Annotated in this window: 15 protein-coding genes; 8 read left to right on the forward strand and 7 right to left on the reverse strand. The window is 47.2% G+C overall.

Annotated features, from left to right (window positions below):
* Window positions 1-83 precede the first annotated feature (83 nt).
* A complete protein-coding gene (locus BC343_RS23440; protein WP_449406589.1) occupies window positions 84-1,418 on the forward strand; it encodes an MFS transporter in 1,335 nt (444 codons plus the stop codon).
* A gap of 92 nt (window positions 1,419-1,510) precedes the next feature.
* Here the strand turns inward: BC343_RS23440 and BC343_RS23445 are convergent, their stop codons facing one another.
* Window positions 1,511-2,365, reverse strand: coding sequence for a DUF4198 domain-containing protein (locus BC343_RS23445; protein ID WP_078350237.1), 855 nt, complete (start codon window positions 2,363-2,365; stop codon window positions 1,511-1,513).
* A 59-nt stretch (window positions 2,366-2,424) separates the two neighbouring features.
* On the opposite strand from BC343_RS23445, the gene BC343_RS23450 reads away from it, so the two are divergent.
* The 3 genes from BC343_RS23450 to BC343_RS23460 are packed head-to-tail and all read left to right on the forward strand — an operon-like array spanning window position 2,425 to window position 5,265.
* The gene (locus BC343_RS23450) at window positions 2,425-4,401 is read left to right on the forward strand and encodes an alpha-ketoacid dehydrogenase subunit alpha/beta (RefSeq protein ID WP_078350238.1); all 1,977 of its coding nucleotides are present in this window, start codon (window positions 2,425-2,427) and stop codon (window positions 4,399-4,401) included.
* Between the two features lie 13 nt (window positions 4,402-4,414).
* The gene (locus BC343_RS23455) at window positions 4,415-4,669 is read left to right on the forward strand and encodes a hypothetical protein (protein WP_078350239.1); all 255 of its coding nucleotides are present in this window, start codon (window positions 4,415-4,417) and stop codon (window positions 4,667-4,669) included.
* On the forward strand, window positions 4,669-5,265 hold the full coding sequence (locus BC343_RS23460) for a zeta toxin family protein (protein ID WP_078350240.1): 597 nt from the start codon (window positions 4,669-4,671) through the stop codon (window positions 5,263-5,265). Before BC343_RS23455 ends, BC343_RS23460 begins: the two co-directional genes overlap by 1 nt.
* Here the strand turns inward: BC343_RS23460 and BC343_RS23465 are convergent.
* The 4 genes from BC343_RS23465 to gcvH form a co-directional block, all read right to left on the reverse strand.
* Window positions 5,228-5,839, reverse strand: a complete 612-nt coding sequence (locus tag BC343_RS23465; RefSeq protein WP_078350241.1) for a SprT-like domain-containing protein — start codon at window positions 5,837-5,839, stop codon at window positions 5,228-5,230. The genes BC343_RS23460 and BC343_RS23465 overlap by 38 nt on opposite strands.
* 200 nt (window positions 5,840-6,039) lie before the next feature.
* Window positions 6,040-8,151: a ferrous iron transport protein B gene (gene feoB / locus BC343_RS23470; RefSeq protein ID WP_078350242.1), complete on the reverse strand. Its 2,112-nt coding sequence runs from the start codon at window positions 8,149-8,151 to the stop codon at window positions 6,040-6,042.
* A 16-nt stretch (window positions 8,152-8,167) separates the two neighbouring features.
* Window positions 8,168-8,383 carry a FeoA family protein gene (locus BC343_RS23475; RefSeq protein WP_078350243.1) on the reverse strand — a complete coding sequence of 72 codons (216 nt, stop codon included), beginning with the start codon at window positions 8,381-8,383 and terminating at the stop codon, window positions 8,168-8,170.
* Between the two features lie 373 nt (window positions 8,384-8,756).
* On the reverse strand, window positions 8,757-9,137 hold the full coding sequence (gene gcvH, locus BC343_RS23485; protein ID WP_078350245.1) for a glycine cleavage system protein GcvH: 381 nt from the start codon (window positions 9,135-9,137) through the stop codon (window positions 8,757-8,759).
* 192 nt (window positions 9,138-9,329) lie between these two features.
* Between gcvH and BC343_RS23490 the strand changes: the two genes are divergently transcribed.
* The 4 genes from BC343_RS23490 to BC343_RS23505 all read left to right on the forward strand — a co-directional run bounded on the left by BC343_RS23490 (window position 9,330) and on the right by BC343_RS23505 (window position 14,028).
* Window positions 9,330-9,911, forward strand: a complete 582-nt coding sequence (locus BC343_RS23490) for a DUF4142 domain-containing protein (protein WP_078350246.1) — start codon at window positions 9,330-9,332, stop codon at window positions 9,909-9,911.
* Between the two features lie 125 nt (window positions 9,912-10,036).
* Window positions 10,037-12,466 carry a zinc-dependent metalloprotease gene (locus tag BC343_RS23495; protein ID WP_078350247.1) on the forward strand — a complete coding sequence of 810 codons (2,430 nt, stop codon included), beginning with the start codon at window positions 10,037-10,039 and terminating at the stop codon, window positions 12,464-12,466.
* Between the two features lie 39 nt (window positions 12,467-12,505).
* Window positions 12,506-13,522, forward strand: a complete 1,017-nt coding sequence (locus tag BC343_RS23500) for a Gfo/Idh/MocA family oxidoreductase (protein WP_078350248.1) — start codon at window positions 12,506-12,508, stop codon at window positions 13,520-13,522.
* Between the two features lie 29 nt (window positions 13,523-13,551).
* Window positions 13,552-14,028 (forward strand): TlpA family protein disulfide reductase, encoded by a 477-nt coding sequence (locus BC343_RS23505; protein WP_078350249.1) that lies wholly within the window; start codon window positions 13,552-13,554, stop codon window positions 14,026-14,028.
* 142 nt (window positions 14,029-14,170) lie between these two features.
* Here the strand turns inward: BC343_RS23505 and BC343_RS23510 are convergent, their stop codons facing one another.
* Window positions 14,171-14,956: a succinate dehydrogenase/fumarate reductase iron-sulfur subunit gene (locus BC343_RS23510; protein ID WP_078350250.1), complete on the reverse strand. Its 786-nt coding sequence runs from the start codon at window positions 14,954-14,956 to the stop codon at window positions 14,171-14,173.
* Window positions 14,957-15,027: 71 nt separating this feature from the next.
* Window positions 15,028-16,962: a fumarate reductase/succinate dehydrogenase flavoprotein subunit gene (locus BC343_RS23515; RefSeq protein WP_078350251.1), complete on the reverse strand. Its 1,935-nt coding sequence runs from the start codon at window positions 16,960-16,962 to the stop codon at window positions 15,028-15,030.
* Between the last annotated feature and the right edge of the window lie 45 nt (window positions 16,963-17,007).

A 17,007-nucleotide genomic window follows, 5' to 3' on the forward strand; every position in this document is an offset into this window, starting at 1 on the left:
ATATCTGCCCAACTGTTTATAAAAAAGGTGATATCAATACCTCATTCCACTTAATATTTGCATATTGCATAGTAATGGTGCCGGTGAAATTGCCTCTTTCTAAACAGCTTGCTTATGCCTGCGGAATGATAGGCTGGAGCACCATGAGCAACATTATCATTGTAATGCTGCCCTATTTTTACCTGCCGCCAAGCAACGCCGGGCTAAAACCGCTGATACCCCAGCTCATGGTTTTCGGTATATTCAACATCATGTCGCTCATTACGGCCTCTGGTAGGCTTACCGATGCTTTCTTTGACCCTTTTATTGCTTCGCTTAGCGATAAAAGTACGCACCCTAAAGGCCGCCGTATCCCTTACATGCAATGGGCTATTTTACCGGCGGTGGTGTTTTGCTCGCTTACGTTCTACCCATGGTCGCGCCAGGTTACGGCACACAACGCCTGGTGGCTAACGGCTACGCTCATATTGTTTTTTATGGGGGCAACGGCTTACATTATCCCCTATAACGCTCTGCTGCCCGAGTTAACCAGCACCGGGCAGGAACGGGTGAAGCTATCCTCGCTGCAACAGGTGGGCTTTGTTATTGGCATTATCCTATCGGCATTGGTGAACAACTTTGCCGATTTGCTGGAGCACGCCCTCCATCTTACCGACCGCGACGCCGCCGTACAATATACTATTTGGGTCCTATCTGTATTCTCGGGGCTGGTAATGCTGGTACCGGTATTGGCTATCGACGAAAAGAAATACTCCAACAGCGTGCCGTCGCATTTGCCGTTGTTGCCCGCCATTAAAAAGACCTTCGAGAACCGGAATTTCAAGTACTACCTCATCTCCGATTTTTCGTACTACATGGCGCTCAGCATCATCTCCAGCGGCTTGCTGTTCTTTATCACGGTACTGCTCAACCTGCCCGAATCGCGCGGAGGCGAGTTGATGGGTGCCATGGTGCTTACTTCGCTGCTGTTTTATCCGCTGGTGAACTACCTGTCGAAGAAAGTAGGTAAAAAGCCGGTGGTGCTATTCTCGTTTGGCTTATTGAGTTTAATTTTTGTGGCGATATTCTTTTTAGGGAAACTCCCCATGACGCCCACCGCGCAGATATACACATTGGTGCTAAGTGCATCATTCCCCCTTGCGTCGCTGGGCATCCTCCCCAACGCCATCCTTGCCGAAATTGCCCAACACGATGCCAAACGCACCGGCGAAAACCGCGAGGGGATGTTTTTTGCAGTAAAATACTTGTTTGTAAAACTTGGCCAAACGCTGGGAATAGCCCTGTTCGCTTTCCTCACCGTTTACGGTAAAGACCCGGGTAACGATTACGGCCTGCGCCTAAATGGACTCTGCGGCTGCGTACTTTGCCTGCTGGCGATAGGCTTTTTTAGCAGGTTTAGGGAGAGAAGGGGGAGGTAGCAGTTGTCAGTGTGCAGTTGTCAGTTGGCTGTTGCCGGTTTGTAGTTCGAAACAGATTCACTGCTAACTGCAAACCGGCAACTGCAAACTGACTAATGTTTATCCCCAAACCCAAATTCTTTATAAGTATTCGGCAGTTCGTCGCGGTTACTGAAAGCGAACGAGTACGTAGCAAACCATGTTTCAAAATCGGCATCGTTGGTTTTTGATGGTTCGATGTGTACGCAGCGCAGCATGTAAATGCCATCGCGGCTGGGGCTAAAATAAAGCTGCCCGGTAGCATCGGTGGCCAGCAGTTGCGGGTGCACGTTACCACTGGCTGTTTTTATGTAAAGCAACACGTTGCTGTTTTTTAAAGGCTTGCCTAAAAAGTAAACCACGGCGGTAATATCGTCGCCATAGCTTTTTTTGTAGGGGTTTTGTTTTAGTACTATCTCCAGGTCGCTGCCGGTTTGTTTGCTGTAAATGTTACCGCCGCCATCGCCAACGTTTATCAGCGTTTTTAAATAATAGCGGTATTTCTCCACCAGGTTAAGGCGGGTATCGTCTTTTATTTTTTCAGCAAGGTCGGTATAGCCTTGCTTGGTAAGGTAGGCTACAAAATCTTCGTGTGGCAGCTCAATACTTTCGTCTTTGGTGTTCATCTCCACCATGGTCATGTTGCCGCTATTAACAGTATACTTTAGTAACGGGGCAGCGCTATCTTTTGTAACTTTAAGCAAGTCGATAGCTTTACCGCCTTCGTAAATATTAAATTTTGTTGTTTTTTGCGAATTATAACCGTCTTCCCCCTCCTGCGTTAAATTTTCCCCGTTAAGCAGGTGCACGGTAAGCTGATCGCCTTTGTGCAGGTAAAAACTTTCGGGCAATAAATAGGTGTCGGGTGCGAATGCCGTAAGTGCAGTTAAGGCAATCAAAAAAAATAAAATGGCGTATAGGTGCTTCATAGCAAAAAGATGATTAGTTCAAACATACAAAGTTTCAAAAACTTCTTAGCTTTACCGGGATGATTTTCGACCGCAAAAATATCGATAATGACGGTTTAATAACGTTCTACAAGAAATTATTATTGCCGCGGCTGGTCGAGGAGAAGATGCTTATTCTGCTGCGCCAGGGCCGCATAGGCAAATGGTTTTCGGGCATCGGGCAGGAAGCTATAGCAGTTGGTAGCACTCTGGCCATGGATGCCGATGAGTATATTTTACCCATGCACCGTAATCTGGGTGTATTCACGGCCCGCAACATTCCCATATCGCGCTTAATGGCCCAATGGCAGGGAAAGCTATCCGGCTTTACCCGCGGGCGCGACCGCTCCTTCCATTTTGGCACGCAGGAACACAAAATTGTTGGCATGATATCGCACCTCGGTCCGCAAATGGCCCTGGCCGATGGTATTGCACTTGCCGATAAATTGAGCGCTCGCAAAAAAGTTACCTTGGTTTACACCGGCGAAGGTGCTACCAGCGAAGGTGATTTCCACGAGGCTATAAATATTGCCGCTGTGTGGGATCTGCCCGTTATATTTTTGATAGAGAACAACGGTTACGGGCTATCAACTCCCGTTAACGAACAATACCGCTGCGAATCGTTAGTAGACCGTGCCATTGGCTACGGCATAGAGGGCCGTCGCGTAGATGGTAATAACGTGCTGGAAGTTTACCACACCGTAAACGAACTGGCCAAAAGCATGCGCGAAAAACCGCGCCCCGTACTGCTGGAATGCATGACTTTCCGCATGCGCGGGCACGAGGAAGCCTCGGGCACTAAATATGTCCCGCCCGAACTCTTCGAAAAATGGCAGAAGAAAGACCCGCTGGAAAATTTTGAAAAGTATTTGCTGGAAGAACAAGTATTACGCCTCGATTGGGTGCCTTACCTGCGCAGCGAATTTGCCAAGCTGATAGATGTTGAGATAGAGAAGGTATTTAGCGAGCCGGATATCGTTCCGCACGTGCAAACCGAGGTGAACAGTATGTACCGCATGCTGAACCCGCCTAACCGCCCATCATACGAAGTGCTGAGCAACAAACGCTACATTGATGCCATAAGCGATGCCCTCAAACAAAGCATGCGCAAATACTCTAAGTTGGTAATAATGGGGCAGGACATTGCCGAATACGGCGGTGCCTTTAAAATTACGCAGGGTTTTGTAGAAGAGTTTGGCAAAGAGCGCGTGCGCAATACGCCCATTTGCGAATCGGGCATTGTGGGTACAGCCGTAGGGCTTTCGCTTAACGGCTATAAGGCTATTGTAGAAATGCAATTTGCCGATTTTGTTACCTGCGGCTTTAACCAGATAGTAAATAACGTAGCCAAAACCTACTACCGTTGGGGCCAGCCTGTTGATGTTGTGATACGCATGCCGACGGGCGGCGGCACCGGCGCGGGTCCGTTCCATTCGCAGAGTAACGAGGCCTGGTTTACCAAAACCCCGGGGCTGAAGGTGGTTTACCCGGCCTTTCCCGATGATGCCAAAGGCTTACTGATGGCGGCTATAGAAGACCCCAACCCCGTAATGTTTTTTGAGCACAAGGCGCTGTACCGCAGCGTAAGCGGCAACGTGCCCGACGAAGAATATTATGTGGAAATAGGTAAAGCCAACATTGTGAGCCAGGGCACCAAGGCCAGCATTATTACCTACGGCATGGGCGTACACTGGGCATTAGAATATGCCGAAAAGCACCCGGAACACGCCATAGAAGTGCTCGACCTACGCAGCCTGCAACCATGGGATAAAGAAGCCGTGGCAAAAACAGTAAAGAAAACATCCAAAGTGCTGATACTGCATGAAGATACCCTCACCAGCGGTTTCGGCGGCGAAATTGCAGCCTACATTGGCGAGCATTGCTTTCAGTACCTCGATGCACCGATAATGCGCTGCGCCAGCCTCGATACCGCCATCCCCATGAACAAAGCCCTCGAAGACCAATTTATGGCCAAAGCAAGATTGGAGGAGTGTATGGAAAAGTTGTTGAAATTTTAGGTAACTTAGTAATATGCTAACGTTAGAAGAAATATACAAACAAGACCCTATCGAAAAAGGCATTGATGAAGATGCGGGCTTGGGCGCACAAGCTATGCTGAAAGCCGGTATCCCTATTTTCTATCGTGATGAGCAATACCCCGAAACTTTAGAAGGCGAACTATTTGTTAAGGAATACTCAAGCGGTGCCAAGTTCATTGTTCGGAGGCATCTTACTGAAGATTTTAGGGTGTTAGAAGAAAAGATCAAATCATTAAATTCCTTATAATGCCAACATTAGTTATTGTTGGAGGGCCGAATGGCTCCGGTAAAACAACTTTGACTAAGCATCTTATAAAACGCGGGCGAATTAAAACGCACGTTATCAACCCTGATGATATTGCTAAAATTGAACTCGGCAGTTTTAACTTCAGAGTCGGTGCTGCCAAGTTAGCACTCGAGCGTCGGCACCAGGCCTTAAGTATTAACGCCGATTTTGCCTTTGAGACTACCTTTTCAGGCAAATCGGAGATCAATGACTGCATAGCAGCGAAAGCAGCGGGTTTTAAAACGATCTTATATTATATCACGCTTACATCCGTGATGGATAACATAAACCGGGTTGAAGAACGGGAATTAAATTTGGGTCACCCTGTTGATGTAGAGGATATAGCCCGGAGGTATAATAAGAGCAAGGCAAACCTATCATCCCATATTAGCCTGTTTGACCGTGTATATCTTTTCGACAACTCAAAAACCGAACGGTCACGAGTAGCTATATTTGAAAAGGGGGAACTGATATGGCTGAGCCCTAAACACAAAGACCATTCTTTCTACAAAGAATTACTTACCCCTCAACCAACTCCACCTCTGCCACAGGGCTAAATAAGTAAACCCGCTTGGTACTTATCTCAACGCATTTATAACGTTTGCGTAGTTTTTCTTCTTTACGAAACACGCGGCCATCCTTTATTTTGAAAACCGATTTGATGGGTATTTTCTCTACCGTATGTACCGATTCTTTCACCGGGTCGTACTTGCGGAGGGAGCGGTAAAGGTTTAAGTCGGAGCAACTGGAGGCGGCCGGGTTATCCAGATAATTGCTGATGGCCAATTTTATATCGGGTGGGAAAACTTCTTTTTGGAAGAAGGGCTGCATCATCCTTTTAAAATTTGCCTTCCATTCGGCGCCATGGGGTTTTACCTTGTGCTTGTGTTCGTTCCAGGTGTGCAGATGGGCGAACTCGTGCACAGTGGTCACCAAAAAAGCGTAAGGATTAAGATCGTAATTAACGGAGATGCGGTGGCCCTTGCCATCAAAAGGGGCGCGGTAATCGCCAAACTTGGTGCCGCGGTTGCGCGAAATTTTAAACTCGCATTTAAAGTAATCTATCCAGCGGCCTATCAAGGGTGCCGCATCCGGCGGAAGATATCTTTCTAAAACTTTTACTTTATCCAATTTTTACCTCTGTATCAAAGATAATGGTTTAAGCTAAAAGCCGAAAGTCTAAAGCTGAAAGGTTGAAGTGCGGTGACGAAGTTAAGGTGAAAGCCGAAAGTGAAAAGATGAAAGCTTAAAGTCTAAAGCCAAAAGCAGGACCGATTAAGGCGCAGTTGCAAAAAGCTTTCCGCTTTGTTCTTTCAGCTTTTAGCTTCAAGCTATCTTAACAGCGTATAAACCAAAAACGCAGAAGCATAAGCCAAAAACGTCATGTAAGCGAATTGAGCGGCGGGCCAGCGCCAGTCTTTGGTTTCACGGTATACTACAGCTACCGTGCTGGCGCATTGCATAGCAAAGGCGTAGAACATCATTAGCGAGAAAGCAACCGCTAAAGTAAATACCGGGCTGCCGTCAGGATTTTTGGCATTCCGCATTTTATCCTGTACGGATTCTATACGGTCGGCATCACCCTCAACGCTATAGATAGTTGCCATAGTGCCTACGAATACTTCGCGGGCGGCAAAAGAAGTTATCAGCGCTATACCTATTTTCCAGTCGAAACCTATTGGTTTTATCACCGGTTCTATCACATGGCCTAAAACACCGGCGTAAGAGTTTTCCAGCTTTTCGGTTGATATAACACGCGCCAGGCTATCGGGTGTCATGGTTTTTACTATTTGCGGCTGGCTGTATTTGGTTCCGATGTTTTTGAACCTGTCGCCCGGTCCGTAGCTCGATAATACCCACAGGATGATAGATACAGCAATAATTACCTTACCGGCCTGCAGCACGAATGCTTTAGAGCGCTCGAACATAGAGAACAGTACGTTGTTCCACCTTGGCATACGGTAAACAGGTAGCTCCATAATGAAGTAACCGCGTTCGCGCGCCTTCAAAACAAATTTCATTACCCAGGCAACAATAATTGCCGATAACAGGCTGAGGAGGTACATGCCGGTAAGTGCAAGCCCCTGTAGGTTAAATATCCACCAAACATTGCGGTTAGGGACTACCAGCGCTATTAACAACGTATAAACAGGCAAACGTGCCGAGCAGGTTACTAATGGGGTAACCATAATGGTTATCATGCGGTCCTTCCAGTTCTCAATGGTGCGGGTACTCATGATAGATGGCACGGCACAAGCAAAACCGCCTATCAATGGCACTACCGATTTCCCGTTAAGCCCCACCTTGCGCATTATCTTATCCATCATGAAGGTAACGCGGGCCATGTAGCCGGTATCTTCCAGTATAGATATAAAGGCGAACAATACGGCAATTTGCGGGATGAAAACCAGCACGCCGCTCAGCCCGGCAACAACGCCGTCTATCAGCAGGTCGGCCAGCGGGCCCTCGGGCATTACGCCACGCAGGAGGCCTTCCACCCAAACAAAACCATCTTCTATCAGCGATTGCGGGTAAGATGACCATGCAAATATCGACTGGAACATAAATAGTAATACGCCCAGGAAAATGATAAAGCCGAACACCCGGTGGGTAAGTATCTTATCAATTTTATTGCTGATGCTTTCGTCGTGTGCAGCGGCCGGAGTTTTCACCGTATCGTACAATACATCGTTGATGTAGTTGTAGCGGGCAATGGTTTCGGTAGCTTGTGCCTTTTGCGAGTGGAAGCTGTGCTTATGTTCCAACGCTTCTATCCGGTCACTTTCTTCGGGCTTTAAAAATTTCAGCGTTTCGTGCTGATGAGCCAATTGAAGGGCAAAGTATGGGTTATTGGTTTTTACCTCTTCGCAAATATCGGATATCAACTCAGGCGCGACGGAACGTACATCAATGCTATCCTGCTGCAGGGCAATTTTATTGGCGTATGATATAGCTTGTTTTAATTCGTTTATACCTTCCAGCTTACGGGCGGATACCGGCACCACCGACACCCCCAGTTTTTTAGAAAGCAGCGCGGTATCAATAGTAATGCCCCCTTTGTTGGCCATATCTATCATATTCAGCGCAACAATAACGGGTATCTTCAGGTCGGCTACCTGGGTGTATAGTAAAAGGTTTCGTTTAAGGTTTGTAGCATCCAGTATCACCACTATCAGGTCGGGCGTAAGCTCGGTATCGCGCTCGGCCAGTACCGAAAACACGATAGATTCGTCGCGGCTTTTGGGGTAGAGGCTGTAGGTGCCGGGCAGGTCAACTATCTCAGCACGGCGGCCATCGGGCAATTGGCTGATGCCGGTTTTCTTATCAACGGTAACGCCCGGAAAATTGCCCACCTTTTGGTTTAAGCCTGTTAATGCGTTAAATAGGGTGGATTTACCGGTATTGGGGTTACCAACAAGTGCTACTCGGATATCAGCTTTCAATGGCTATAAAATAGGGCTACTTCAAAATAATAGTTGATGCTTCAAATTTACGCAGGCTAAGCTGGTAGCCCGATACATGAATAGCAATAGGATCGCCAAGGGGGGCAATGCGCGATACTTTTACAGTTTCGCCGGGGAGGCAACCCATTTCCATCAGCTTTACAGACATCTCCAGATCAGTAAATTCTTTAACAATGCCGGTTTCTCCTACTTCAAGCTGTGAAAGTGTCATTCTGGGTAAATTTGACACAAAGTTAAGCCTATTTATATTAAATCCAAATAAGATGGGTGGCTAAACACGCATTGCGTAATAGCCGATGAGTATAGAAGGTGTAATACAGGCTTTGTACCCGAGAATTATTACGCGCGGTTAACACTAACAGTAGCTTTCCTCATGCCGAAATGCGGGCAGCCGCAATCTTTTTTGAAAAGCCCGCAAGAGCTTAGCAGTGCTGAACCAGCCAAGAGGATAACGAAGTATTTGAACAGTTTCATGGGGTTTATTGCATTAGCTTTAATATTACTAAAGGCAAAGGCAATGCAATTTACAAAAACAAACAAGGCCCGCCAATAGCGGGCCTGTAATATTTATGGGCAATGCTTTATTATGCGCCTACCAGGCTTGCATATTCATCGGCAGAAAGTAAACCTTCTACGTCAGAGGCATCGCTTAAAGTAACTTTTACTATCCAGCCTTCGCCGTATGGGTCGCTGTTTACCAGTTCCGGCTGTCCATCAAGTGCAGGGTTCAACTCGTTTACAGTAGCTGCAAGCGGCATAAACAAATCCGACACAGTTTTTACGGCTTCAATGGTACCAAAAACTTCTTCTTTGGCAACTTCCTGCCCTACGGTGTTGACATCAACATAAACAATATCGCCCAACTCGCCTTGTGCGAATTCGGTAATGCCAATGGTTGCGGTATCGCCTTCAATGCGTATCCACTCGTGGTCTTTAGTATATTTTAACTCGGCAGGGAAATTCATAGCTGTTTTGATTAATGTGCTCAAAAATAGCAAAACTTTAAGGTATAACAATACACCGAAAAATTTTCAAAATATAGCGATGGGTTTGAAACCCATCGCTATGATTAAGATAGCCACACTGTTTAATATTTTTCTTCAAAAACTAAATCACCCGCATCATGTTAACTATAAAAACAAATTATAACCTACAAAATGAAAAACATTAGTTTAGCAGCGATGATAGCCCTTGCCGCATTATCGTTCCAGGCCTGTAATAATGCCTCAAAAGACAGTAAAGAAACCGCTGATAGCGTGAACGCCGTTAAAGACACCACCACCGATGGCAGCACCGGTATTGCAGTTGACCCAATGGATGCCAAATTTGCGACGGATGTGGCAAGCGCCGGCATGGCCGAAGTAGCCGCCGGTAAATTAGCCGCAGAAAAAGCTGTTGACCCGCAAGTAAAAGAGTTCGGCAGCATGATGGTTATGGACCACACCAAAGCCAACGAAGAATTAATGGCCATTGCCAAAGAAAAGAACATAACCTTGCCTACCGCGCCGGACGAAGAGCATCAGAAAAAGGCTGCTGAGCTGGAAAAGAAATCGGGCAAAGAGTTTGATAAAGCTTATGTAGACGCGATGGTAGAGGGCCACAAAAAAGTAGCCTCGATGCTGGAAGATGCATCTAAAAATTGCAAAGATAAAGAACTTATGGCCTTTGCCACCAAAACGCTGCCTACCGTGCAGGCGCATTTGGCTAAAATTGAGGCTATCCAAAAAAGTATGAAATAATTAAGGCACTATTAGCTGATATTATACCTGAGGGGGGGAGCGCACAGCTTCTCCCTTTTTTATTGGGCACGTTTTGCATAAGGCCGCGTAATTGAATATTTTTAGGCAGATAAAATCCGCCCCTCATGAAAAAACATTTCCTTTTTATAATTCTGCTGCTTATAGCAGCGCCAAAACTGCAAGCCCAAACCTATCAGGAACGAACGCAAAAGCTCACAAAATACAAAGGCTACTTTAATTTTTATTGGGACGAAGCAACCGGCAAGATATATCTCGAGATAGATAAATTTAACCAGGAGTTCCTCTACGTGAACTCGCTGCCGGCCGGTGTTGGTTCTAACGATCTGGGGCTCGACCGCGGGCAGATAGGCGATAGCCGCATTGTGAAGTTTATTAAGATAGGCCCAAAGGTGATGCTGATACAGCCTAACTACAATTACCGGGCGGTTAGCAATAATACCGATGAACGTAAATCGGTAGAGGAAGCCTTTGCGCAATCCGCTATTTGGGGAGCCACCGCTGTTGCTACGGATGGCGATAAAGTGCTGGTAGACCTTACGCCCTTCATCCTGAAAGACAGCCACCACCTGGGCGACAGGCTTGGCGATAGCGGGCAAGGCAGTTATAGCGCTGACGAAAACCGCTCGGCAGTGTATTTACCCAATACCAAAAGCTTTCCCGATAATACCGAGTTCGAGGCCATCATCACGCTGGCGGGCAAGGCAAACGGTTCCGAGATAAGTTCTGTTACACCCGATGCCAATTCGGTTACGGTGCGTATGCATCAATCGTTCATAAAACTGCCGGACGATAAATATAAGCCCCGCAAATTTGATACACGCTCGGGCTACTTCGGTATCGAGTACATGGATTTTGCAACACCCATTGGTGACCCGATAGTAAAACGCTTGCTGAGCCGCCATCGCCTCGAAAAGAAAGACCCCGCCGCTGCCATTAGCGAACCCGTAAAACCCATTATTTATTATGTAGACCGCGGCGCACCCGAACCTGTGCGCAGTGCATTAATTGAGGGTGCAAGCTGGTGGAACCAGGCTTTTGAAGCCGCCGGTTATAAAAATGCCTTTATTGTAAAACTATTGCCCGAGGATGCCGACCCGATGGATATCCGCTACAATATTATCCAATGGGTACACCGCTCTACAAGGGGGTGGTCGTATGGGGCATCTATCAACGACCCGCGCACAGGCGAAATTATTAAAGGGCAGGTGTCGCTTGGTTCGCTGCGCGACAGGCAGGACTACCTTATCGCCGAAGGTTTGCTGCAGCCTTACGAAGATGGCAAGCCCGTTAGCGATAAAATGCTGCAACTGGCTTTGGCCAGGCTTAGGCAACTCTCGGCACACGAAGTTGGGCATACGCTCGGCTTACAGCACAACTTCACCGCCAGCGTAAACGATAGGGCATCGGTAATGGATTACCCACCACCCGTAGTCGCCCTGAACACTGATGGGACTATAGATGTAAGTAAAGCCTATAAAACCGAAATAGGTGGCTATGATAAGCGCGCTATTCTTTACGGCTACCAGGATTTTCCCGCAGGGACGAACGAAGATGAAGCCTTGAAAAGCATTATTGGCGAAACCATTAAAAAGGGCTTCCTTTTCATTTCCGACGAAGACGCTCGCCCCTCAGGCAGCGCACATCCACAGGCGCACCTTTGGGATAGCGGCAATAATGCCGCCGATGAGCTGAACCGCTTGATGGCGCTCCGCAAATCCGTGCTGGATAATTTTTCGGTAAAAGCCATAAGGCAGGATGCACCAATGGCTACGCTGGAAGAAGTGCTGGTGCCGATGTACCTCATTCACCGTTACCAAACTGAAGCCGCGGCAAAAATGCTGGGCGGGTTATATTACACCTTCGCCCTGAAAAACGATAGGCAAACCGTAACCAAAATGGTTCCGCCGGCTGAGCAGTGGAAAGCATTTGATGCCTTGATGGGGACGCTAAAACCTGATGCTTTGGCATTGCCCGAAAAACTGATAGCCATGATACCGCCGCGGCCTACAGGCTACCCGCGCACAAGGGAAACCTTTAAAGCACGCACGGGGGTAACGTTCGACCCGATGGCTGCTGCTGAGTCTGCGGCGAGCACAACACTATCATTCATGCTGCACCCCGAGCGCGCAGCAAGATTGGTAGAGTACCAATCGCGTGACAATACGCAGCCCGGCTTGCTGTCCGTGTTGAATAAGCTTGTTGCCCAAACCTGGAAAGCGCCGCAAGCCCCGGGCTATAAAGGCGAACTACAGCGGTTGGTAAATAACCTTGCACTAAAACAAATACTGCAACTGGCCGCCAATACCAATGCCGCCGAAAGTGTACGCGGTATAGCCTTACTGCAAATAGACGACCTGAAGAAATGGATGCAAAGCGCTCTTCCAACCACAACAGATAGCCGTAAAGCAAACCTGCTGTTCGGGCTGGCGCAGATAAAACAGTTTGAGGCTACGCCGGATAAATTTCAACCTGCAAAAGTATTGGCCATGCCCGATGGTTCGCCAATTGGTGCAAATGCGGATGGCGTTTATTAATAATTAAGCCCTATCTTGGGGCTCTCTAAATACAATAATATGGCAAAACCCATAGTAACAGGCCTGATGGCCTACGGCATGTCGGGCCGCATTTTTCATGCGCCTTTTATTCATACCAACCCCGGTTTCACGTTAAAAGCAATTGTAGAGCGTAGCCAAAAAAAAGCAGCTGCGGTTTACCCGGATATCATCAGCTACGATAGTATAGACGAATTGCTGAACGATACCGAGATAGAACTCATTATAGTAAACACACCTAACAACCTTCACCTTGAGCATGCTATAAAAGCCATGCGCGCAGGTAAACACGTGTTGGTAGAAAAGCCCGCCGCAGCTACTGTAGAGCAAGTAAAAGAATTGTTTGATGTTGGCCGCGAAACGGACAAACATGTGATGATATACCAAAACCGCCGCTACGATAGTGGTTTTATATCTACCAAAAAAGTAATAGAAAGCGGGCGCTTAGGTACGCTGCAAGAGGTTATCTTCCGCTTAGACCGTTACAAAATGCAGATAAACGTAAAAGCCTTTAAGGAAACCAAAGAAACCCCGGCAAACGGTTTGGTTTACGATTTAGGGGCGCATTTGGTTGATAATGCCATTGCCTTGTTCGGTAAGCCCCTATCCTACAACAAAACGGTAGGTATTTACCGCGAAGGTTCGGAAGTGCCCGATTACTTCTTTTTCCATTTAATTTACCCTAATCAGTTGAATGTATTCTTAACGTCAGGACTGCTGATAGCACAGGAGCAGCCGGGCTTCATTCTCAACGGTACTTTAGGTAGCTTAGTAAAAACCCGCACCGACGTGCAGGAAGCCCAATTAGATAAGGGCATGATGCCGGATGATGCCGCTTATGGCATAGAGCCGGAAGGCAAAGATGGCGTACTGACAATTGTAGGTGTAGATAATGTGAAAAACACAGAGCTTGTACCATCTGACAAGGGCGGCTACATGCAAATATTTGATGCTGTTTATCATACGGTGCGCAATAATGCGTTATACCCTGTAACCGAAGAACAAATTGCCTGGCAGATAGAAATGCTGGAAGCATAATAAACTTAGCCCCTTTTTTTGATAAAGAAATGAAGAAACTATTATTTGCCTTTACCCTGCTCATCGCCATAGCAGGATGCTCAAAAGCCCAGCCGCCGGTTATTGCACCATACAAAATGCTGAAACTGGATAACACCTGGACAACCCCTGCCGACCTGAAAAAGGATAAGCCAACAATGCTTATCTACTTCGCGCCCGATTGCAACCATTGCCAAAAGCTTATATATGATATGAAGCCGGTGATGAATGCCTTTAAAAACATGCAGGTAATAATGATAACCTTCACCGATATAAAAATGGTGAAGAACTTCAGCGATGACTATGGCTTGGGTGCCTATAAAAACTTCACGCTGGGTACCGAAGGCTACACCTACGCGGTACAGAAATACTACCAGCTAAGGTCTACACCGTATATTGCCATTTATGGTAAAGATGGGCACCTGGTGCAGGCATTTGAGAAAGTACCTAAGATACCTGAGTTGGTGGCAGCGGTGAAGAAGGCTTAAAGCCGGAAGTCCGCAGTCGGAAAGTCAGGAAGATTTAATACCACTATGTCATATCGAAATGACATGGGTGGATAGTAGAAAACAAAAAATCCTCGGCCATATCAAATGACCGGGGATTTTTTATTAATAGCTTAAGCAATTATTATTCGCCGCCGCCATCATGAACATGGTTCTCGCGGAATAATTTCGCGCTGAAGTAGTCGTTGTTCATGCGGGCTATGTTGGTTAGCTTAATTTCTTTAGGGCATTCTGCTTCGCAGGCACCGGTGTTGGTACAGTTACCAAAACCTTCTTCGTCCATTTGGGCAACCATGGCCTGTACGCGGCTGTAACGTTCTGGTTGGCCTTGCGGTAACAAGCCTAACTGTGTAATTTTTGCCGATACAAATAGCATGGCCGAAGCATTTTTACAAGCTGCCACGCAGGCACCGCAACCAATACAGGTAGCCGAATTGAAAGCCTCATCGGCAACAACTTTTGGTATTAGGGTAGCGTTGGCATCCTGTGCACCCCCGGTGTTTACCGAGATGAAACCACCTGCCTGTTGTATACGGTCGAAAGCAGAGCGGTCGGTACCCAGATCCTTAATAACCGGGAAGGCCGCCGAACGCCATGGTTCAATGGTGATGGTTTGCCCATTGTGGAAGGTACGCATGTGTAACTGGCAAGTGGTAATAGCTTGCTTTGGCCCATGCGGGTGGCCATTTATGTACAGCGAGCACGACCCGCAAATACCTTCGCGGCAATCGTGGTCGAAATATATAGGCTCTTCGTTCTTTTTGGTCAGGCTTTCGTTAACTACGTCAAGCATTTCCAAAAACGACATATCAGGCGATATGCTGTCGGCTTTGTAGGTTACAAATTTTCCCGCTGCTTGCGCATCTTTTTGGCGCCATACTTTCAGCGTCAGGTTCATGTTTCCGCTCATTTCTTTTAAAGTCTTGAGTCTTGAGTCTAAAGTTTAAAGTCGGTTAACGACTTCGGGCTTCGGACTTCAGACTATTTGTAGCTCCTTTGAGTTAATTTAACGTTTTCGAATACCAGTTCCTCTTTATGAAGCTCTTCCTCTACGTTTTCGCCTTTAAATTCCCAGGCGGCTACGTATGCATACTCTTCATCGTTACGTAATGCTTCGCCTTCTTCTGTTTGCGATTCTAAACGGAAGTGGCCACCGCATGATTCACGGCGGTTCAAGGCATCGGTAACCATTAATTCGCCCAGCTCAATAAAGTCGGCAACGCGGCCGGCTCTTTCTAATGCTGCGTTCACTTCGTCGTTACCGCCTGTTAGTATAGCGTTTTTCCAGAAATCAGCTTTCAGCTCTTTTATCATAGCTTTAGCTTTGGTTAAGCCTTCTTCGGTGCGCGCCATACCGCAATACTCCCACATAATGTGGCCAAGTTCGCGGTGGTATTCTACAACAGTTTTGTTGCCTTTAAGCGATAACAGTTTGTTGTTGTAGGCAATAACCTCTTGTTTGGTTTTCTCGAAAGCAGGGTGGTTTTTATCAACCGGTTTCGGGCCAATGGTAGCCAGGTAATCGCCAAGGGTGTAAGGGATAACAAAGTACCCGTCTGATAAACCCTGCATCAGTGCCGATGCACCAAGGCGGTTAGCGCCGTGGTCGCTAAAGTTACACTCGCCCATGGCGTAAAGGCCCGGTACGTTGGTGCTCAGGTTATAATCAACCCAAAGACCGCCCATGGTATAGTGTACCGCAGGGTAAATACGCATGGGTTGTTTGTACGGGTTCTCGTCGGTAATTTGATAGTACATATCAAACAAGTTACCGTATTTGGCACGTACGGTATCTTCGCCCATACGCTGAATAGCTTCGGCAAAATCAAGATAAACGGCTAAGCCGGTAGTACCAACACCGCGGCCTTCGTCGCTCATTTCTTTTGCGTTACGCGAAGCCACGTCGCGCGGAACCAGGTTACCAAAAGATGGATATTTACGTTCCAGGAAGTAATCCCTGTCTTCTTCTTTTACCTGTGCGGCAGTAATTTGTTTGGTTTGCAGCTGCTTAGCTATCTCAACCGTTTTTGGTGCCCAAACGCGCCCGTCGTTACGTAACGACTCCGACATCAGCGTAAGCTTACTCTGGTGGTCGCCGGTTACCGGGATACAGGTTGGGTGAATTTGGGTATAGCAAGGGTTTGCAAAGAATGCACCACGTTTGTGTGCACGCCATGCAGCAGTTACGTTAGAGCCAATTGCGTTGGTTGAAAGGTAGAATACGTTACCGTAACCACCTGTTGCTAATAATACAGCATGGCCTGCATGTGTTTCTATAGCGCCGGTAATTAAGTTACGGGTAACAATACCTTTAGCATGGCCATCAATAGTTACAACGTCCAGCATTTCGGTACGAGTGTACATTTTCACCTTTCCCAGGTTTATCTGGCGGTTAAGCGCCGAGTAAGCGCCCAGCAGCAATTGCTGTCCCGTTTGGCCACGGGCGTAGAACGTACGCGATACCTGCGAACCACCGAATGAACGGTTATCAAGCAAGCCGCCGTATTCGCGGGCAAAAGGTACACCCTGTGCCACGCACTGGTCTATAATGTTTACCGATACTTCGGCAAGGCGGTGAACGTTACTTTCGCGTGCACGGTAGTCTCCCCCCTTAATAGTATCGTAAAACAAACGGTAAACGCTGTCACCGTCGTTTTGGTAGTTTTTTGCAGCGTTTATACCTCCCTGTGCAGCAATAGAGTGCGCACGGCGGGGGCTATCCTGAAAACAAAACGCTTTTACGTTGTAACCCAACTCGGCCAATGATGCAGCTGCTGAAGCGCCGGCCAAACCGGTACCCACAATAATAACATCGTATTTACGCTTGTTAGCGGGGTTAACCAGCTTTAAGTTAAATTTATGCTTGCTCCATTTTTCGGCCAACGGCCCCTGAGGAATTTTAGCATCTAAACCCATGTTCTTTCTTCTTTATATTTTTTGAGTGGCTAACACGGGCGAACT

Origin of the sequence: Mucilaginibacter pedocola (assembly GCF_002013915.1) — a bacterium.
Taxonomy (GTDB): Bacteria; Bacteroidota; Bacteroidia; order Sphingobacteriales; family Sphingobacteriaceae; genus Mucilaginibacter; species Mucilaginibacter pedocola.